The organism is Cupriavidus sp. OV096 (assembly GCF_900115455.1).
GTDB lineage: Bacteria > Pseudomonadota > Gammaproteobacteria > Burkholderiales > Burkholderiaceae > Cupriavidus.
Map to the genome: position 1 here is coordinate 1 of NZ_FOWM01000003.1, position 18,831 is coordinate 18,831.

Sequence of the window (18,831 nt, forward strand, 5' to 3'; positions counted from 1 at the left end):
CCAAGGACCGACCGATCCTGCATTCGGATCAGGGCTGGCAATACCAAATGGCGTCCTATCGATCGATGCTCAAGCAGCACAGTGTCCGTCCCAGTATGTCGCGCAAAGGTAACTGCCTCGACAACGCTGCCATGGAGAGCTTCTTCGGCATCCTAAAGTCCGAATTCTTCTACCTGAACAAGTTCACCAGCATCGAGCAACTGCAGGATGGACTGCGCCAATACATTCACTACTACAATCATGACCGCATCAAGCTCAAACTAAAAGGGCTGAGTCCTGTGCAATACAGGACTCAGCCCTTTCCGGCCTAGCCATCAACCGTCCAACTTCTGGGGGTCAGTTCAGACTCCCGGGCTTTTTCCATGGGCGCGTGGCTTACGCGTGCCGTGCGCAGCCGGCGGCGATGTCCAGATAGTGCGCCAGCGCCGGCGTCGGCAAATCCACTACCTTGGCCAGATCGTCGTAGCGGCGCAGCCGCACCGCCGCTTCGGCGTGCGGGCTGGCGATGAAGGCGTCTGCCTGCGCGGCGTCGTACGGGCCGCCCTGCAGGGCCAGGCTGTGGACCGAGGCCGGCGAGAGTGTGGCGAAGTAGGCCGGGTCCACCGCGCACAGGTAGCGCTTGGCGGCCACGTGCAGGCGCACGGGCTCGGTCACTTCCGCGCCGAACAGGTCGGCCAGCGCCTGCGCGGCGGCCTCCTGGTGGCGCATGTCGGTGGTGCTGCTCTCGGCCAGCATCAGATGGCCCACGTCGTGCAGCAGCGCGGCAGCCACCAGCGCCGCCGGCTCGCCGGCCTGCTCGGCCAGCTGCGCGCACTGCAGCGCGTGGGCGGTCTGGCTGATCGCCTCGCCGCCATACCAGTCCTTACCGTGGTTGGCGAACAGGGTCTCGATGCGTGCCAGGGTCAGGCGGTCCGCGCTCATACCAGCACCTTGCGGATCTGGGCGGACACGATGTCGATGCCGGTCACGAACAGGATGATGATGATCATCACCGCGCAGGTCTGCGCGTACTGGAAGCTGCGGATGATCTCCCAGAGCACGGTGCCGATGCCGCCGGCGCCGACGATGCCGACCACCGACGCCGAGCGCACGTTCGACTCGAATCGGTACAGCGCGAAGGACAGCCACAGCGGCAGCACCTGCGGGATCACGCCGTAGACGATCTCCTCGATCGGGCCGGCGCCGGTGGCGCGCACGCCTTCCACGGGACGCGGGTCGATGGCTTCCACGGCTTCGGCGAACAGCTTGGCCAGCACGCCGGTGGTGTGGATCCAGATCGCCAGCACGCCGGCGAACGGGCCGAGGCCCACGGCCACGATGAACAGCATCGCGAAGACCATCTCGTTGATGGCGCGGCAGGCGTCCATGATGCGGCGCGCCGGCTGGTAGACCCACACCGGCACGATATTGGCGGAGCACAGCAGGCCGAGCGGCACGGCCATGAACACGGCGATGGCGGTACCCCAGAGCGCGATCTGCACGGTCACGAGCATCTCGTCGAGGTAGTTGCGCCAGTCGCGGAAATTGGGCGGGAAAAAGTCGGCGGCGAACTTCGCCATGTTGCCGGAGTCGCGCAGCAGGTCCATCGGGCGCATGTCGGCGCCTTGCCAGGACATGGCGAGCAAGGCCAGCACGATCGCCCAGACCAGCATCATGGACAGCGAGGTGCGCGGCGGGCGGACGTTGCTGTGCGGCGCGGGGGACGGGGGCGGGAGGCCGGGCTTGGCGGTGGCGGTCATGGGGGGCATCGGATGGAATACGGTGAAGATGGCGCAAGGCCGATGGCAGCGCGCCATCGGCCCTGGGCGGGGTACGGCTTACTGGGCGCTGATGGCCTTGTCGATCTCGGCCAGGCGGCGCGATACGTCAGCCAGCTGCTTTTCCTTGTCGGCGGCGGCCAGCGTGGTGTCGGTCTCGATCTTGGACTTCTGCTTGGCCAGCTCGATCTGGCGGATGGGCAGCAGCTGCGCGTCCGACGAGACGCGGAAGCCCTGGTAGGTCAGCGTGGTCAGGATCTGCTTCTCGCGCGCAGCGTCGGCACCCTTGCCGTAGTTGACGAAGAAGTCCTGGATCTTCTTCTTCGTCTCGGCCGGCAGGTCCTTGCGGTAGACCATGGGGTCGGCGGCGATCAGCGGGCTCTTCCACAGCACGCGCACCTCGTCATAGGCGTTCTTGCCCGTGTTGATGCGATAGCGCTCGAAGTTCTCGGTGTTGTTCACGGCCACGTCCACCTGCTTGTTCAGCACGGAGAGCAGGTTGGTCTCGTGGTTGCTGATGCGCACGGCCTTGAACAGCGTCTTCGGCTCCACCTTGTGGGCGGCCCACAGGTAGTAGCCCGGCACGGCCGTGCCCGAGGTGGAGTTCGGATCGCCGGCGCCGTAGGAGAGCTCCTTGCCGCGCTTGATCACGTCTTCCACCGTCTTCAGGTCGCTGTCCTTGCGCACGACCAGCAGCGACCAGTAGCCCGGGTTGCCGTCCTTGTCGATCACGGACGCGAACACCTCGCCGTTGGCGCGGTCCACGGCTTCCATGGCCGACTTGTTGCCGAACCAGCCGAGCTGCACCTTGTTGAAGCGCATGCCCTCGATGATGCCGGCGTAGTCGGAGGCGAAGAACGGCTTGACCTGCACGCCGAGCGCCTTGCTCAGGTCGTCGATCAGCGGCTGCCAGGCGGTCTTCAGGTTCGACGACGATTCCGTCGAGATAAAGCCGATGTTCAGGGTCTTGGCGTCCTGGGCGTAAGCGGGCAGGGCCACGACGCCCGAGGCGACCACGGCGAGAAAGGTTCTGCGAAGCATGTGTGACTCCGTTTCGGATGAGTCGTTGTGGATAACGGCAAATGACGGCAATACAGCGGGAAAGCGAAAAGGGGGGCGCGGTGGCGATCAGGCGGCCGCGAGATTCATCGTGACCATGGCCGGCGCCGGCATGCCGCTGGCGGTGTCGGCTTCGTCGGGAACCGAGTCGTGGAGCAGTTCCTCGGCCTCGGTGCCGTACAGGTCGCGCAGCATGCCCGGGGTGAGTGCGGCGGACGGGCCGTCGTAGACCACCTTGCCCTGGCGCAGCGCCACCACGCGGGGGCAGTAGCGCATGGCCACGTCCACCTGGTGCAGCGACACCACCACGGCCACCTTGCGGGTGCGGTTGATCTGCGAGAGCAGCGTCATCACGCGGCGCGACGATTCCGGGTCGAGCGAGGCGATCGGTTCGTCGGCCAGGATGACCTTGGCGTTCTGCACCAGCGTCCGTGCGATGGCGGCGCGCTGCTGCTGGCCACCGGACAGCGTGGAGGCACGCTGAAACGCATAGTCGTCTATACCAACCTGGGCGAGGGCGTCGAGGCCGGCCTGCACTTCATCGGCCCTGAACAGGCGGAACAGGCTGCGCCAGGCCGGGATGCGGGTGAGCATGCCGACGAGGACGTTGGTGATCACCGGCAGGCGGCCCACCAGATTGAACTGCTGGAAAACAAAGCCGATTTCGGCGCGCACCTTGCGCACGTTGCCAGCCAGGCGGCCATGGCGCTGGATGGATCGGCCATTGACCAGGATCTCGCCAGCATCGCCAGTCACGAAACCGGCCACATGGCGCAGCAGCGTGGACTTGCCAGAACCCGAGGCGCCCAGCAGGGCCACCATTTCGCCCGGCGCGACGTGCAGCGTGACATCGTCAAGCGCCTTGCGGTCCGCGCGGAACGATTTGCTGAGTCCGCGGACTTCGATTGCATGCGTCATGTCGACTCCCTTGCTTGAATGACTTGGCGCATTCTGGGGGGAGTGGATGACAGAACGATGACGCTGGGCGGGAGAGTGAGGGGTGAATGTCTGCGGGGTGAGGCATTGGGCGCGTGACGCCCAATGCACTTACATCAGGATGATGTCGTACTGTTCCTGATGGAACGTGGATTCCACCTGGAGCGAGATCGGCTTGCCGATAAAGTCGTTGAGCATCGCCAGATGCTGGCTTTCTTCCTCGAGGAACAGATCGATCACTTCCTGGGAGGCCAGGATGCGGAACTCGCGCGGATTGAACTGGCGGGACTCGCGCATGATCTCGCGCAGGATGTCGTAGCAGACCGTGCGCGGCGTCTTGACCTGGCCCTTGCCCGTGCAGACCGGGCACTGCTCGCACAGCACGTGCGCCAGCGACTCGCGCGTGCGCTTGCGGGTCATCTCCACCAGCCCGAGCTGCGAGAAGCTGTTCACGGTGATCCGGGTGCGGTCACGGGACAGCGCGCGCTTCAGTTCGGAGAGCACCGCGTCGCGATGCTCCACGTTCTCCATGTCGATGAAGTCGATGATGATGATGCCGCCGAGGTTGCGCAGCCGCAGTTGCCGGGCGATGGTGTGCGCGGCCTCGAGGTTGGTTTTGAAGATCGTGTCGTCGAAGTTGCGGGCGCCGACGTAGCCGCCCGTGTTGACGTCGATCGTCGTCATCGCCTCGGTCTGGTCGATCATCAGGTAGCCGCCGGACTTCAGGTCCACCCGCCGCGACAGCGCCTTCTCGATCTCGGCGTCGATGTTGAACAGGTCGAAGATCGGCCGCTCGCCGGTGTAGTGCGAGAGCCGGGGCAGCACGGCCGGGGTGTACTCCTGGGCGAACTCCACCAGCTTCTGGTAGTTCTCGCGCGAGTCGATCTGGATCACGCCCGTGGCGTCGTTGATGAAGTCGCGCAGCACGCGCTGGGCCAGGTTCAGGTCCTGGTACAGCAGGCTGGTGGCCGGCTGGGTGGTCGCGTTCAGGCGGATCGACGCCCAGATCTTGCGCAGGTAGGCGATGTCGTTGCCGAGCTCGTCGTCGCTGGCTTCCTCGGCGATGGTCCGCACGATAAAGCCGCCACGCTCGTCGCGCGGCACCAGCCCCTGCACGCGGGCGCGCAGCGCCTCGCGGTCCACCTCGCCCTCGATGCGCTGCGAGATGCCGATATGCGGGTCCTGGGGCAGGTACACCAGCGTCCGGCCGGCGATGCTGATCTGCGTGGACAGCCGCGCCCCCTTGGTGCCGATGGGGTCCTTGATGACCTGCACCATCAGGGCCTGGCCCTCGAACAGCGTCTTTTCGATGGCGAGCGGCGGGGCGCCGTTCTTGTCGGGGTCGCGCGGATGCCAGATGTCGGCCACGTGCAGGAAGGCCGCGCGCTCGAGGCCGATGTCGATGAATGCGGATTGCATGCCCGGGAGCACGCGCACGACCTTGCCGAGATAGATATTGCCAACCAGCCCGCGCGTCAGCGTGCGCTCGACATGCAGTTCCTGCACGGCGGCCTGCTGCACGATGGCAACGCGCGTCTCTTGCGGCGTGATGTTGACGAGGATGTCTTCAGTCATAGCGATGGATGCGCGCTGCCGTGTTGTCGGCGGCTTGTTGTTGTCGTTCGGCGCCGGGCGGGATGGCTGCGGGACGGGGCGCTCAGAAGCGCAGCCCGGCCTCGCGCAGCAGGGCCGCGGTCTCGAACAAGGGCAAGCCCATGATACCCGAATAGCTGCCGTCGATTCGTTCGACAAACTCGGCCGCGCGGCCCTGGATGCCGTACGCGCCAGCCTTGCCGAGCGGCTCGCCGCTGGCCACGTAGCGGGCGATCTCGGCGGCGTTCATCGGCCGGAAAGTGACGTGCGAGATCGACAGCGCATGGCGCTGGCCGAGCGTCGAGACCACGGTCACGGCGGTCAGCACGCGGTGGGTGGTGCCGGCGAGCGCGGCCAGCATCGCGGCGGCATCGTCCGGGTCGGCCGGCTTGCCCAGGATGTCGCCACCCCGGCATACCGTGGTGTCGGAGGTCAGAATCGGATGGTCGGGCAGGGCGCGGCGCTCGCGGCGGCGCAGGGCGGCTTCGGCCTTGAGCGCGCAGACGCGCTGCACGTAGGCGTCGGGCATCTCGCCGGGCAGCACGGCTTCGAGCGCTTCGGCATCCTCGTCGTCATCGGCGAGCAGCAGTTCATGGGAGACGCCGAGCTGCGTCAGCAATTCGCGGCGGCGCGGGCTTTGGGAGGCGAGGTAGAGGAGGTCGTGGGTCACGGCGCGCATCGGGAAAATCGATGCGGCGATTGTAACCGTCGGCGGCGGGAACTCAGACCCGGTGATACGGGTGGTTTTGCGTGACGGACCAGGCGCGGTAGAGCTGTTCGGCCAGCAGCACGCGCACCATGCCGTGGGGCAGCGTCAGGCTGGAGAGCCGGATCAGGGTGGTGGCGCGTGCCTTGAGGGCCGGGTCGAGCCCGTCTGCGCCGCCGATCAGGAAAGCCACGTCGCCGCCTTCGCGCTGCCAGCCGGTCAGCTGGTCGGCCAGCTGCACCGTGGTGAAGTCGCGCCCGCGTTCATCGAGCGCGACGATCCGGCACTGCTTGGACAGCGAACCGAGCACGGCGTCGATGCGCGCGGCTTCCCGCTGCATCACCGTGGCGGCGTTGTTGCTCGACGAACGGGCTTCCGGCTTGACTTCGCGAAGTTCGATGCGCAGCTCCGGCGGCATGCGCTTGGCATACTCGCCGAAGCCGGTTTCGATCCAGCCGGGCATCTTGTGGCCGACGGCCACGATCACGAGTTGCATGGGCGATCTGGCGATACCGGGTGGATCGGTGCGAACGGCTTAAGTCGACGCAGTCGACTCAGGCCGAGCGCTTGCGCGGCGCGGCGGTCTTGGTCGCAGCCTTCTTGGCGGCCGGCGCCTTGCGTGCGGGGGCCTTGGCGGCAGTCTTGGTCGCCGGCTTGGTGGCCGTCTTGGTCGCCACCTTGCGGGCCGGCGCCTTCACGGCCGGGGACTTGCGGGCCGGCGTCTTGGCAGCCGCCGTCTTGGTGGCGGCGCCGGTGCTGGTCTTGCGCACCGGCTTGCGGATCGTGGCGATGGCGTCCGGATCGGTGTCCTCGTGGCCCATCGGCGGCGAAGGCTCCTTCATGCCTTCCGGCAGCTTGGCCAGCGCCGGGCGCAGGCTCGAGGCACGGCGCGAGCGCGGTGCCGGCGCCGAAGCCTCGGCTTCGTCGTCGTCCATCGGCTCGCTGGCCTTGGCCAGGCTCCTGGCGCCGGTCAGCTTCACGCGCACCGGCTTGTCGCCCCAGATTTCCTCGAGGTTGTAGTACAGGCGCAGTTGCGGCTGGAGGATGTGCACCACGGCGTCGCCGCAGTCCACCAGCACCCACTCGCCCGTCTCCAGGCCCTCGACGGCAATGATATGGCCGCCGGCATCCTTCACCGTATCCCGCACAGAGGCGGCGAGCGCCTTGGTCTGGCGGTTCGAACTACCGCTGGCGATCACCACCCGGTCGAATAGTTCGGTCAGGTGAGTGGTGTCGAACACCTTGATGTCCTGCGCTTTGACATCCTCGAGCCCGTCGACGATGGCGCGTTGCAGTTTACGAATATCCATGGTGTCTTTCTTGTTCAGCTTCGTTCGGGATAGGGGCGAGCCGGTCAGGGATTGCGGTATAACCCGCGACTCGCGATGTAGTGTGCCACGCCGGCAGGCAGTTGGTCATCCGCCGCCTGGCCCTCAGCCAGGCGCTGGCGCAGGCCGGTGGAGGAAAGATCGACGGCAAGGGTCTGGTCGATCCACATCCGGCCGGAGGGCGTGCATTGTATCAGGTGCGTGTCCGCCAGCCGCTGGTTCATCGCCGCGAGCACCGGACCGTCCAGCGCGGCGAGGTCGAAACCGGGGCGGGTGGCGATGCACAGGTGCACTTGTTCGAACAATGCCTCCCAGCCGTGCCAGGTGTGCAGGCGCAGCAATTGGTCGGCGCCCATCAGCCAGGCCATGGAGGTATCCGGGGCGTATTCGTCGCGCAGGTGGCGCACCGTGTCGATGGTATAGCTCGGGCCGGCCCGGTCCACCTCCATGCGACTGACTCGTATCTTGGCGCGCGGGCTGTCCAGCGTGGCGGCGGCCAGCTCGGTCATGGCGAAGCGGTCGGCGGCGGGCGTCACATGGTCGCCCTTCTGCCAGGACTCGCCGGTCGGAATCCAGACCAGCTCGTCGAGCGCCAGATGGTCGATGCAAAGCTGCGCCAGCGAGACATGGCCGCGATGCGGCGGATCGAAAGTGCCGCCCAGGATACCCAGGCGGTACGGGCGGCCGGTGGACGGTGCGGAATCGGTGGTGCGGGAATCTTCGGGAACTGTCATCACACTCGCCGTCAGGCCCACTCGCGTGCCGGCAGGAAGTCGGTGTACAGCGCGGCCTCCGCGCTGCCCGGCTCGGGTTGCCAGTCGTAGCGCCAGGTTACCTGCGGCGGCATCGACATCAGGATGGATTCGGCGCGGCCGCCCGATTGCAGGCCGAACAGCGTGCCGCGGTCGAATACCAGGTTGAATTCCACATAGCGCCCGCGCCGGTAGGCCTGGAAGTCGCGCTCGCGCGCGCCGTAGGGCGTGTCCTTGCGGGTTTCGAGGATAGGGAGGTAGGCGTCGAGGAAGGCGTCGCCGACCGATTGCATCATCGCGAAGCTGCGATCGAAGCCCAGCGCGGCGAAATCGTCGAAGAACACCCCGCCGATGCCGCGTGCCTCGCCCCGGTGGCGCAGGAAGAAATACTCGTCGCACCACTGCTTGAAGCGCGGGTACAGGTCGTCGCCGAACGGTGCCAGCGCAGTCTTGCAGGTGCGGTGGAAGTGCGCGCAGTCATCAGTGTGGCCGTAGTACGGCGTCAGGTCCATGCCGCCGCCGAACCACCAGACCGGGTCCGCATCGGGCTTCACGGCCACGAAGCAGCGCACGTTCATGTGCACCGTCGGCACGTACGGATTGCGCGGATGGAACACCAGCGAGACGCCCATGGCCTCGAAGCGGCGCCCGGCCAGTTCGGGCCGGTTGGCGCTGGCCGAGGGGGGCAGGGTGTCGCCGCGCACGTGGGAGAAGCCCACGCCGGCGCGCTCCATCACGGCGCCGCCTTCCAGAATGCGGGTGCGGCCACTGCCGCGCAGGCGCTCGGTCGGCGGCTTTTCCCATTCGTCGGTCAGGAATGGCTGGCCGTCCACGGCGGCGATGGCGTCGGTGATGCGGTCTTGCAAGCCGAGCAGGTAGGCGCGGACTGCCTGGGAGTCGATCATGATGGGCGGAATCGGATGGGCCGGTAGCGCGACGGCCGCCGCCCGGAGGGCGCGGCCGTCATGGCGCTGTCATGATTGTACCGGCTGGACTCCCGCCGCGCCTTGGAACGTGGCACGCGGGTGTCCGGCGCGCGCATCAGCGCTTGATGGCGCGGTAGCCAATGTCGGTGCGGAACTGCGCGCCGTCGAAGCGGATCTGCTCAACGGCCGCGTAGGCGGCGCGCTGCGCGGCCTTGACGGTGTCAGCCAGCCCCACCACGCAGAGTACGCGGCCGCCCGAGGTCAGCAGGGTGCCGTCCTTGAGCGTGGTGCCGGCGTGGAACGTCACGGCCTCGGCCGTCTCGGCGGGAATGCCGGTGATGGCATCGCCCTTGCGGGGCTCTTCCGGGTAGTTGTAGGCAGCCATCACCACGCCCAGCGCGGTGCGGCGGTCCCAGTCCAGTTCCACCTGGTCGAGCTTGCCGTCCACGGCCGCTTCCATCACGTCGACGAGGTCGGTCTTCAGGCGCGCCATGATCGGCTGCGTCTCCGGGTCGCCCATGCGGCAGTTGAACTCGAGCGTTTTCGGGTTGCCGTCCTTGTCGATCATCAGGCCGGCGTACAGGAAGCCGGTGTACGTGATGCCATCCTTTTCCATGCCGCGCACGGTCGGCATGATGATCTCGCGCAGCGCGCGGGCGTGCAGCGCCGGCGTGACCACCGGGGCGGGCGAATAAGCGCCCATGCCACCGGTGTTGGGGCCGGCATCGGCGTCCAGCAGGCGCTTGTGGTCCTGGCTGGTGGCCAGGGCCAGCACGTTCTTGCCGTCCACCAGCACGATGAAGCTGGCTTCCTCGCCTTCCAGGAATTCCTCGACGACCACGCGCGCGCCTGCATCGCCGAGCTTGTTGTCGGCCAGCATCATGTCGACGGCGTCGTGCGCTTCTTCCAGCGTCATCGCCACGACCACGCCCTTGCCGGCGGCCAGGCCATCGGCCTTGATCACGATCGGGGCGCCCTGGGCGTCGATATAGGCGTGCGCGCCGGCCGCATCGGCAAACGTCTGGTAGGCAGCCGTGGGGATGTTGTGGCGATGCATGAACGCCTTGGCGAAGTCCTTGGAGGACTCCAGCTGGGCGGCGGCCTGGGTGGGCCCGAAGATGCGCAGGCCACGGGCGCGGAACACGTCGACGATGCCGGCGGCCAGCGGGGCCTCGGGGCCGACCACGGTGAACGCCACCCCTTCGCGCTCCACGAAGGCGGCGAGCACCTCGGGATCGGTCAGCGGCACGTTCTGCAGGCGCTTGTCGAGCGCCGTGCCGCCGTTACCCGGCGCCACGTACACCACTTGCACCTTGGGGGACTGGGCCATTTTCCACGCTAGCGCGTGCTCACGTCCGCCCGAACCGACAACCAATACTTTCATGATCCACTGCCAGAAAAGAAACGCATGCGAAAAGCGGCAGCTGGCCGGGGCCGGGCTGCCGCCATGGGGCGCGGCGGAGGACTTAGTCCTCGATCACCGCGTTGGTGAAGACTTCCTGTACGTCGTCCAGGTTTTCCAGGGCGTCCAGGAGCTTCTGCATCTTGACCGCGTCGTCGCCGGTGAAGCTCACCTCGTTCTGCGGCTTCATCACCACATCGGCCAGCTCGGCCTTGAAACCGGCCGCTTCGAGGGCGGACTTGACCGTCGAAAAGTCGTTCGGCGGGCAGGTCACTTCGATCGAGCCGTCGTCGTTGGTCAGCACGTCATCGGCGCCGGCTTCGAGCGCGGCATCCATCAGCTTGTCCTCGGGCGTGCCCGGCGCGAACAGGAACTGGCCGCAGTGGGTGAACATGAAGGCCACAGAGCCTTCCGTGCCCATGTTGCCGTTGTGCTTCGAGAACGCGTGGCGGACTTCGGCCACGGTACGGGTACGGTTGTCGGTCAGGCAGTCGACGATGATCGCCGCGCCGGCCAGGCCGTAGCCTTCGTAGCGGATTTCCTCGTAGTTCGCGCCTTCCAGGCCACCCACGCCGCGCTGGATCGCGCGCTGGATGTTGTCCTTGGGCATGTTCGCGTCCATGGCCTTGTCGATCGACAGGCGCAGGCGCGGGTTGGAGTCGGCATCACCGCCGCCGAGCTTGGCGGCGACGGTGATTTCCTTGATCAGGCGCGTCCAGATCTTGCCCCGCTTGGCATCAGCGGCGGCTTTCTTGTGTTTGATATTGGCCCATTTTGAGTGACCGGCCATGATTCTCTCCGAGGCGGAATAGCTGTGGTGCAGCGTGCTGGGTGGCGCTTCTGGCGGCCACGCCATGTGATGGATGTGCCAATTTGCTGGCTATAATCAGCGCAGGATTTTATCACGCGGCCCCCGCCTTCCGATCCCGGATACCGCCGCTATCACCACGAGACCATCATGGCCGACCCCATCCTCATCGCCAAGAACGCCGACTGCGAGCTCGTCCTGCTGCCCGAGATGGGGAATCGGCACGGTCTCATCACCGGCGCCACGGGTACCGGCAAGACCGTCACGCTGCAGACGTTGGCGCAGGGCTTCTCGCGGCTGGGGGTGCCGGTGTTCATGGCGGACGTCAAAGGTGATCTGTCAGGCATATCCCAGGTCGGCAAGCCATCGGACAAGCTCAAGGCCCGCCTGGCGGAACACGGGCTGCCCGAACCGGTCTGGGGCGCCTGCCCGACCACGCTCTGGGATGTCTTTGGCGAAAAGGGGCATCCGGTGCGCGCGACGGTCTCGCACATGGGGCCGCTGCTGCTGTCGCGGATGCTCGAACTCAACGACACCCAGCAGGGCGTGCTGAACCTCGTGTTCCGCATTGCCGATGCCAACGGCCTGCTGCTGCTCGATGCCAAGGACCTGCGCGCGATGCTCCAGCACGTGGGCGACAACGCCAGCCAGTTCACCACCGAGTACGGCAATATCTCGGCGGCTTCCATTGGCGCGATCCAGCGCGGGCTGATCGCGCTGGAGTCGCAGGGCGCGGACAAGTTCTTCGGCGAGCCGATGTTGAACCTGGAGGACTTCATCCAGACCGAGAAGGGGCAGGGCGTCGTCAACATCCTCGCCGCCGACAAGCTGATGAATGCGCCCCGGCTGTACGCTACCTTCCTGCTGTGGATGCTGTCCGAACTGTTCGAGCGGCTGCCCGAGGCCGGTGACCTCGACAAGCCCAAGCTGGTCTTCTTCTTCGACGAGGCGCACCTGCTGTTCAACGACGCCCCCAAGGCGCTGCTGGACAAGATCGAACAGGTGGTGCGGCTCGTGCGGTCCAAGGGTGTCGGCGTGTACTTTGTGACGCAGAACCCCGTAGATATTCCCGATACCGTCCTGGGCCAGCTTGGCAACCGCGTGCAGCACGCGCTGCGCGCGTTCACGCCGCGCGACCAGAAGGCGGTGAAGGTGGCCGCCACGACCATGCGTCCCAATCCGAAGCTCAATCTCGAACAGGCGATTGGCGAACTGGGCGTGGGCGAGGCGTTGGTCTCATGCCTGGACGCCAAGGGGACGCCAGTCGTCACCGAGCGCGCATGGGTGCTGCCCCCGGGCAGCCGCATCGGCCCGGCCACGCCCGACGAGTGCAAGGCCCTGATCGCCAATTCGCTCGTGGCTGGCACCTACGAAAAGACCGTAGACCGGGAATCGGCCTACGAGAAGCTGCGCGGTAGCGTGGCGACCGCCGGCAATGGCCAGACACAGGCACAGAAACCCGGCACTCCCCAGCCGCAGGCCGAGGAGGGCGGTAGCAGCTGGGCCGGCGAAATCTTCGGCTCGCTGACCAAGGGCACCGGCAAGACCGGCCGCGGCGACTCCATCCTCGAATCGATGGCCAAGTCCGCCGGCCGGACGCTCGCCTCGCAAGTCGGCCGGGAACTGGTCCGTGGCGTGCTGGGCAGCCTGCTGGGCGGCGGCGGGCGAAAGAAGTAGGGCCGCTCAGCGCGGCCCATCCTCATTAAATATGGCGTATGAGGCGCATCAAGCGCCTCACATTTCACATCAGTTCTTGGTGCCGAACAGGCGGTCGCCGGCATCGCCCAGGCCCGGGATGATGTAGGCGTGCTCGTCCAGATGGCTGTCCAGCGATGCCACGTATAGCCGCACGCCCGGGTGGGCCTTCTGGAACACTTCCACGCCTTCCGGCGCGGCGACCAGTGCCACGAAGGTGATGGCTTCGTCCTTCACGCCGCGCCGCTTGAGCACATCAACCGCGTGCGCGGCCGAATAGCCCGTGGCGACCATCGGGTCGCAGAGGATGAAGCTGCGGTCTTCCACGTCCGGCAGGCGCACCAGGTACTCCACCGGGCGATGCTGTTCGTCTCGGTACACGCCGATATGGCCGATACGGGCCGACGGAATCAGCTCGACCAGGCCATCGCTCATGCCTACGCCGGCGCGCAGCACCGGCACGATGGTCAGCTTCTTGCCGGCGATGACCGGGGCTTCCAGCGGCACCAGCGGGGTCTCGATGCGGCGCGTGGTCAGCGGCAGGTTGCGCGTGATCTCGTAGCCCATCAGCAGCGTGATCTCGCGCAGCAGCTCGCGGAACGTGCGCGTGGACGTGTCCCTGTCGCGCATGTGCGAGAGCTTGTGCTGGATCAGCGGGTGATTGAGGATGAACAGATTGGGGAAACGCGGATCTTGTTTCATGGCGGCGGCAGGCTCGGCGGAGGGTGGTGGGCGCGCGGGCCTGGCAAGGCCGGCGCGGCGCCCGATGCAGCGGGATTGTAATGGATGCCGCCCCGCGTCACGCGGCCATCTCCGCCACCATCGGGGCCGCCGGGCCCCGCCTTTGATCTCGTCCCGCCTTAGTCCACCGTGATGGCCGCCGACTTCGCCACTTTGCCGAAGCGCTCGTACTCGGTCAGCGTCAGCGTCTGGAGTTCGGCCGCGCTCGATCCCTTCGGATTGAAGCCGGCCTGCTGCAGCTTGTCGCGCACCTCGGGGCGGGCCAGCGCCTCCACGAAGGCCGCGTTGAGCGCCTGCACCACCGGCGCTGGCAGGTTAGCCGGGCCGTAGACGCCGAACCACGGCTCCACGGCGTAGCCGGGCAGGCCGGCCTCGGCCAGGGTCGGCACGTTGGGCAGCGACGGCGCGCGGGTCTTGCCGGCCACTGCCAGCGCGCGCAGCTTGCCCGCCTGGATATGGGGCAGCGAGGCGGGCAGGTTATCGAACATCACCTGGATATGGCCGCCAAGCAGGTCGTTGATGGCCGGGCTGCTGCCTTTGTAAGGCACGTGGGTCAGGCCGGTCTGGGTCATCTGGGAGAACATCGCGCCGGCCAGATGCATCGACGTGCCGGTCCCCGCCGTGGCATAAGTCAGCCCCGGGTGCGCCTTGGCATAGGCAATCAGCTCCGGCACGGTCTTCACGGGCAGGCTTTCGCTGACCTCCAGCACGATGGTCGAGGTGCCCAGCAGGCTGATCGCCGTGAAGTCCTTGCGGGGGTCGAACGGCACGTGCTTGTAGATATGGGGATTGAGCGCGTTCGTCGAAATCGCCCCGAAACCGATGGTGTAGCCATCGGCAGGCGCCTTGGCCACGGCTTCCATGCCGATGTTGCCGCCTGCGCCGGGGCGGTTCTCCACCACTACCGGCTGGCCGAGCTTCTCGGCTACGCGTTGGCCGACGGTGCGGGCGACGAGGTCCGTGGTGCCGCCGGCGGCGTAGGGCACCACGAAGCGGATCGGCTTGGCGGGGAAGGCATCGGCGGCGCCGGCGGGGGTGGCCGCGGCGGCGAACAGGACGCCGGTGGCAAGGACGGCGCGGGCGAACGGGAAGGGCATGGCTCGGTGTCTCCGTATTTCTCTAGTTTCTTTATATGGCAGGGCGCCAGGACGGCGCGGGCCATTGTAGGGGAAAGCCGCTGGTGCCGCGCGCCGCACCCCGGCGCGCCTTGCGCCTTTTGACATACAATCGACGCGTTCCGGCCCCGCGTCTTCCTCGCGTCACCCCCTCGCGACTGCGGCCGGCATCCGAACCCTGCGTCTCCCGTGCCCGCTTCCCAGAAGTCCCTGTCCACGCCCGCCGAGCTGCCCGCGCCGCAGCGCTACGGGCTCGCCGTCGCGGCCGTCGGCGCCGTGCTGTTTTCCGCCAAGGCCATCGTGGCCAAGCTGATGTACCGATATAGCGTCGATGCCGTCATGGTCATCACGCTGCGCATGCTGTTCGCGGTGCCGCTGTTCATGGCCATCGGCTGGTGGCAGGCACGCAAGCTGCCGGCGCTGTCCTGGGCCGATCGCGGCCGGGTGGTCTTCCTGGGCTTCATCGGCTATTACCTGTCCAGTTTTCTCGATTTCCTCGGCCTGCAGTACATCACCGCCGGCCTGGAGCGGCTGATCCTGTTCCTGACGCCGTCCTTCGTGCTGCTGACCACCGCGCTGGTGTTCCATCGGCCGATCCACGCCCGGCAGTGGATGTCGCTGCTGCTGGCCTATGCCGGCATCGTGCTGGTGTTCGCCCATGACCTCGACGTGAGCGGCGCGCAAGTCTGGCTTGGCGGCGCGCTGGTGCTGGCCAGCGCCTTGTCGTATGGTGTGTACCTGATCCTGAGCGGCGAGCTGGTCAAGCGCGTCGGCTCGCTGCGGCTGGTGGCCTACGCGATGTGCGTGTCCACGGCCTGCTGCGTGGTGCAGTATGTGGCGCTGGGCCGTCCGCTGGCGGCGCTGGCGCAGCCGGCCCCGGTGATGTGGCTGTCACTCATCAATGCGGTGTTCTGCACGGTGCTGCCGGTGTCACTGACGATGATCGCGGTGGCGCGCATCGGGGCGCCGATGGCGTCGCAGGCGGGCATGATCGGCCCGGTGTCGACGCTGCTGCTGGCCTTCTGGCTGCTCGGCGAGCCGATCACGGGCTGGCAGATCGCCGGCAGCACGCTGGTGCTGGGCGGCATGTATTTGTTGTCGAGCCGCCGGGCCTGAATATTTTCGAGAGCAACCGGGACGCCGCATCAAGAGCCGGCGCCCGGTTTTAGCAACCAAGGAAGGAGAGCAAGCGATGGATTTCGGACTGCGCGGTAAGCATGCGCTGGTGTGTGGCGCCAGCAAGGGACTCGGGTTTGCGTGCGCCGACGCGCTGGCGGCCGAAGGTGTGGACGTCGTGATCGTGGCGCGCGGCGCCGATGCGCTGGAAAAGGCCGCCGCCGACCTGCGTGCCCGATACGGCCGCCGCGTGCTGGCCGTGGCCACGGATATCACCACGCCCGAGGGCCGCAAGCTCGCGCTGGACGCCGTGGCCAAGCTCGGCGACCTCGACATCCTCGTGAACAACGCCGGCGGCCCGCCCCCCGGCAATTTCCGCGACTGGGACCGCGACGCCTGGCTCGCCGCCATCGACGCCAACATGCTGACCCCGATCGAGCTGATCAAGGCCACCGTGGACGGCATGATCGCGCGCAAGTGGGGCCGCATCGTCAACATTACGAGCGGCGCGGTCAAGGCACCGATCGACGTGCTGGGTCTCTCCAACGGCGCACGCTCGGGCCTGACCGGCTTCGTGGCCGGCCTGGCGCGCGAAGTGGCGCAGCACGGCGTGACCGTGAACAACCTGCTGCCCGGCCCGTTCAACACGGACCGCCTGTTCAAGACGATGGAAGGCGGCGCCAAGAAGGCCGGCCTGAGCGTGGAGGAAGTGGCCGCCAAGCGCGCCGCCGCCAACCCCTCGCGCCGTTTTGGCGAGCCGGCCGAGTTCGGCGCGACCTGCGCGTTCCTGTGCAGCAAGCAGGCCGCCTACATGACGGGCCAGAACGTGCTGCTGGACGGCGGCGCGTACCCGGGGACGTTCTGATGGGCAAGCCGCGCATCGCGCTGATCGCCCACGATCACAAGAAGGACGACATCGTCGCCTTTGCCGGCCGTCACCGCGAGATGCTGGCGCGCTGCGACCTGCTGGCCACCGGCACCACCGGTGGGCGCATCGCGGCTGAAACCGGCCTCGAGGTGGAGCGCATGCTGTCCGGCCCGTGGGGCGGCGATCTCCAGATCGGCGCGCAACTGGCCGAGGGCCGGGTGACCGCGGTGATCTTCCTGCGCGATCCGATGACCCCGCAGCCGCATGAGCCGGACATCAACGCGCTGGTCCGGGCGTGCGATGTCCACAATGTGCCGTGCGCGACCAACCTCGCCACGGCCGAACTGCTGCTGGTGGAACTCGCGCGGCACTGCTTCGAAGACGAAAAAGCCGCCGGAACGCCGGCGGCTTGAGTCGGGACAGACGTTGCCGTCAGCGCGGCCGGATCGTGGTCGCGGTGGCGCGCATCGTCGCCTGCCGCAGGATGTGCGGCGGCAGCCGCTTCAGGATCAGGTGGACGGCCAGTGGAATCAGCACCACGTCATCGACAATGCCGAGCCCGGCGATGAAATCGGGAATCAGGTCGATCGGGGAGATGGCGTAGAACACCAGCCCCAGCGCGGCGGGTTTGAGCCACGCGGGCGCGTCGGGATGACGCAGCGCGAACCAGAGCAGGCGGCCGTCGCGGCGCACCAGCGTCCACAGGGCCGAAATTCGCTTCCACATATGGGCCTCCTTATCCACACGCAACATGCGCAACACGCGCAGCCAGTGCGCATGCAGGGATAACTTGGGCCGATGCAGGGGGATTCAAGTTCCCCTCCGCCCGAGGCAGCGGACGGAGGGGCGGTCAGTCAGGCCTGAAACCGGCGATCAGCCCGGCACGTTGCCTTCCACGCCTTCCACGTAGAACTTGATGTCGTGCAGGAACTTGTCGTCGGCGACCTGATCCTTGGCCAGCTGTTCCTTGCCGGCGTTGTCCTTGAGCGGACCCTTCCAGATCGGGGCGGTGCCGTCGATCACCCCCTTCTTGCGTTCCTCGACCAGCGCCTTCACGTCATCCGGCACCACGGCGTTGAAACCCTTCAGGTCGATCATGCCTTCTTTGAGGCCCCACCACGTGGTGCTGTTCTTCCACTGCTTGTTCAGCACGTCTTCCACCACCTTGTTGTAGTAGACGCCCCAGCTAATGACGGAGGCGGCCAGGTGGGCCTTTTCGCCGAACTTGCTCATGTCGCTGTCCCAGCCGAACGCGTAGACGCCCTTCTCCTGCGCGGTCTGGACGACGGCGGCGGAGTCGGTGTTCTGCATCAGCATGTCCACGCCCTGGCCGATCAGGGTGGTGGCGGCCTCGCGCTCCTTGCCCGGATCGAACCACTTGTTCACCCACACCACCTTGACGGTGGCCTTGGGGTTCACACTGCGCGCGCCGAGCGCGAACGAGTCGATGTTGCGGATGACCTCGGGAATCGGCACCGACGCCACCACGCCCATCTTGCCCGACTTGCTCATCTTGCCGGCCACCACGCCAGCCAGGTAGGCGCCTTCATAGGTGCGTACGTCGTACTGGGCGAGGTTGTCGGCGGTCTTGAAGCCGGTGGCGTGCTCGAACTTCACGTCCGGGAATTCCTTGGCCACCTTCAGCATCGATTCCTGATAGCCGAACGTGGTGCCGAAGATCAGCTTGTTGCCCTGGCTGGCCAGGTCGCGGAACACGCGCTCGGCGTCCGCGGCGGACTCGGGCACGTTCTCGACGAACGAGGTCTTCACCTTGTCGCCGAACTTGGCTTCCACCGCCTTGCGACCGGTGTCATGGGCGAAGGTCCAGCCGGCATCGCCCACCGGGCCGATATAGACGAACGCCACCTTGAGCGGTTCGCTGGCGGCGGCTGCCGGCGCGGAGGCCGGGCCTGCCGTCTCGGCCGGCTTGTCGGCCTCTTTCTTGCCGCAGCCGGCCAGGGCCAGTACGGCGGTGGCGGCCAGGGCTGCCAGGGTGGTCCTGCGTGACACGATCATCGATCTCTCCTTG

Annotated in this window: 21 protein-coding genes; 5 read left to right on the plus strand and 16 right to left on the minus strand. The window is 67.0% G+C overall.

What is annotated here, in order from left to right; genetic code table 11:
• Window positions 1-311: IS3 family transposase (locus BM115_RS07225; RefSeq protein WP_143093865.1), on the plus strand; the 311-nt coding region annotated here is incomplete at its 5' end.
• 64 nt (window positions 312-375) lie between these two features.
• Here BM115_RS07225 and BM115_RS07230 read toward each other — a convergent pair.
• The 12 genes from BM115_RS07230 to BM115_RS07285 form a co-directional block, all read right to left on the minus strand.
• Window positions 376-921, minus strand: coding sequence for a phosphonate degradation HD-domain oxygenase (locus tag BM115_RS07230; RefSeq protein WP_092292167.1), 546 nt, complete (start codon window positions 919-921; stop codon window positions 376-378).
• Complete coding sequence (gene phnE, locus BM115_RS07235; RefSeq protein WP_092292169.1) at window positions 918-1,739, minus strand: phosphonate ABC transporter, permease protein PhnE; 822 nt, start codon at window positions 1,737-1,739, stop codon at window positions 918-920. The genes BM115_RS07230 and phnE overlap by 4 nt, the downstream gene beginning before the upstream one ends.
• Before the next feature lie 78 nt (window positions 1,740-1,817).
• Window positions 1,818-2,798 carry a phosphonate ABC transporter substrate-binding protein gene (gene phnD, locus BM115_RS07240; RefSeq protein ID WP_092292171.1) on the minus strand — a complete coding sequence of 327 codons (981 nt, stop codon included), beginning with the start codon at window positions 2,796-2,798 and terminating at the stop codon, window positions 1,818-1,820.
• 87 nt (window positions 2,799-2,885) lie between these two features.
• The gene (phnC, locus tag BM115_RS07245; protein ID WP_092292173.1) at window positions 2,886-3,734 is read right to left on the minus strand and encodes a phosphonate ABC transporter ATP-binding protein; all 849 of its coding nucleotides are present in this window, start codon (window positions 3,732-3,734) and stop codon (window positions 2,886-2,888) included.
• 129 nt (window positions 3,735-3,863) lie between these two features.
• The gene (gene rng / locus BM115_RS07250) at window positions 3,864-5,327 is read right to left on the minus strand and encodes a ribonuclease G (RefSeq protein ID WP_092292175.1); all 1,464 of its coding nucleotides are present in this window, start codon (window positions 5,325-5,327) and stop codon (window positions 3,864-3,866) included.
• Window positions 5,328-5,409: 82 nt separating this feature from the next.
• Entirely contained in the window at window positions 5,410-6,024 is a 615-nt protein-coding gene (locus BM115_RS07255; RefSeq protein ID WP_092292179.1) for a Maf family protein, read from the minus strand.
• Between the two features lie 43 nt (window positions 6,025-6,067).
• On the minus strand, window positions 6,068-6,547 hold the full coding sequence (rlmH, locus tag BM115_RS07260) for a 23S rRNA (pseudouridine(1915)-N(3))-methyltransferase RlmH (protein WP_092292181.1): 480 nt from the start codon (window positions 6,545-6,547) through the stop codon (window positions 6,068-6,070).
• 58 nt (window positions 6,548-6,605) lie between these two features.
• Entirely contained in the window at window positions 6,606-7,361 is a 756-nt protein-coding gene (rsfS, locus tag BM115_RS07265; RefSeq protein WP_092292183.1) for a ribosome silencing factor, read from the minus strand.
• 44 nt (window positions 7,362-7,405) lie between these two features.
• A complete protein-coding gene (locus BM115_RS07270) occupies window positions 7,406-8,113 on the minus strand; it encodes a nicotinate-nucleotide adenylyltransferase (protein ID WP_092292185.1) in 708 nt (235 codons plus the stop codon).
• An 11-nt stretch (window positions 8,114-8,124) separates the two neighbouring features.
• Window positions 8,125-9,036 carry an oxygen-dependent coproporphyrinogen oxidase gene (gene hemF / locus BM115_RS07275; protein ID WP_092292187.1) on the minus strand — a complete coding sequence of 304 codons (912 nt, stop codon included), beginning with the start codon at window positions 9,034-9,036 and terminating at the stop codon, window positions 8,125-8,127.
• Window positions 9,037-9,172: 136 nt separating this feature from the next.
• Window positions 9,173-10,441 carry a phosphoribosylamine--glycine ligase gene (gene purD, locus BM115_RS07280; RefSeq protein WP_092292189.1) on the minus strand — a complete coding sequence of 423 codons (1,269 nt, stop codon included), beginning with the start codon at window positions 10,439-10,441 and terminating at the stop codon, window positions 9,173-9,175.
• A gap of 82 nt (window positions 10,442-10,523) precedes the next feature.
• Window positions 10,524-11,249: a YebC/PmpR family DNA-binding transcriptional regulator gene (locus BM115_RS07285; protein WP_092292191.1), complete on the minus strand. Its 726-nt coding sequence runs from the start codon at window positions 11,247-11,249 to the stop codon at window positions 10,524-10,526.
• Between the two features lie 168 nt (window positions 11,250-11,417).
• Here BM115_RS07285 and BM115_RS07290 point away from each other — a divergent pair, with 168 nt between their 5' ends.
• Window positions 11,418-12,944 carry a helicase HerA-like C-terminal domain-containing protein gene (locus BM115_RS07290; RefSeq protein ID WP_092292193.1) on the plus strand — a complete coding sequence of 509 codons (1,527 nt, stop codon included), beginning with the start codon at window positions 11,418-11,420 and terminating at the stop codon, window positions 12,942-12,944.
• 69 nt (window positions 12,945-13,013) lie between these two features.
• Here BM115_RS07290 and upp read toward each other — a convergent pair whose 3' ends face one another.
• Both upp and BM115_RS07300 read right to left on the minus strand, forming a co-directional pair.
• A complete protein-coding gene (upp, locus tag BM115_RS07295; RefSeq protein ID WP_092292195.1) occupies window positions 13,014-13,664 on the minus strand; it encodes a uracil phosphoribosyltransferase in 651 nt (216 codons plus the stop codon).
• 158 nt (window positions 13,665-13,822) lie between these two features.
• A complete protein-coding gene (locus BM115_RS07300; RefSeq protein WP_092292197.1) occupies window positions 13,823-14,800 on the minus strand; it encodes a Bug family tripartite tricarboxylate transporter substrate binding protein in 978 nt (325 codons plus the stop codon).
• 246 nt (window positions 14,801-15,046) lie between these two features.
• Here BM115_RS07300 and BM115_RS07305 point away from each other — a divergent pair, with 246 nt between their 5' ends.
• The 3 genes from BM115_RS07305 to BM115_RS07315 all read left to right on the plus strand — a co-directional run bounded on the left by BM115_RS07305 (window position 15,047) and on the right by BM115_RS07315 (window position 17,215).
• A complete protein-coding gene (locus tag BM115_RS07305) occupies window positions 15,047-15,934 on the plus strand; it encodes a DMT family transporter (protein WP_092293267.1) in 888 nt (295 codons plus the stop codon).
• Window positions 15,935-16,010: 76 nt separating this feature from the next.
• Window positions 16,011-16,799 (plus strand): SDR family oxidoreductase, encoded by a 789-nt coding sequence (locus tag BM115_RS07310; protein WP_092292199.1) that lies wholly within the window; start codon window positions 16,011-16,013, stop codon window positions 16,797-16,799.
• Window positions 16,796-17,215, plus strand: a complete 420-nt coding sequence (locus BM115_RS07315) for a methylglyoxal synthase (RefSeq protein WP_092293269.1) — start codon at window positions 16,796-16,798, stop codon at window positions 17,213-17,215. Before BM115_RS07310 ends, BM115_RS07315 begins: the two co-directional genes overlap by 4 nt.
• Window positions 17,216-17,234: 19 nt before the next feature.
• Here BM115_RS07315 and BM115_RS07320 read toward each other — a convergent pair whose 3' ends face one another.
• Together BM115_RS07320 and BM115_RS07325 are read right to left on the minus strand one after the other, a co-directional pair.
• The gene (locus tag BM115_RS07320; protein ID WP_092292201.1) at window positions 17,235-17,528 is read right to left on the minus strand and encodes a YkvA family protein; all 294 of its coding nucleotides are present in this window, start codon (window positions 17,526-17,528) and stop codon (window positions 17,235-17,237) included.
• Window positions 17,529-17,675: 147 nt separating this feature from the next.
• Window positions 17,676-18,818, minus strand: coding sequence for a BMP family ABC transporter substrate-binding protein (locus BM115_RS07325; protein ID WP_092292203.1), 1,143 nt, complete (start codon window positions 18,816-18,818; stop codon window positions 17,676-17,678).
• Window positions 18,819-18,831 lie beyond the last annotated feature (13 nt).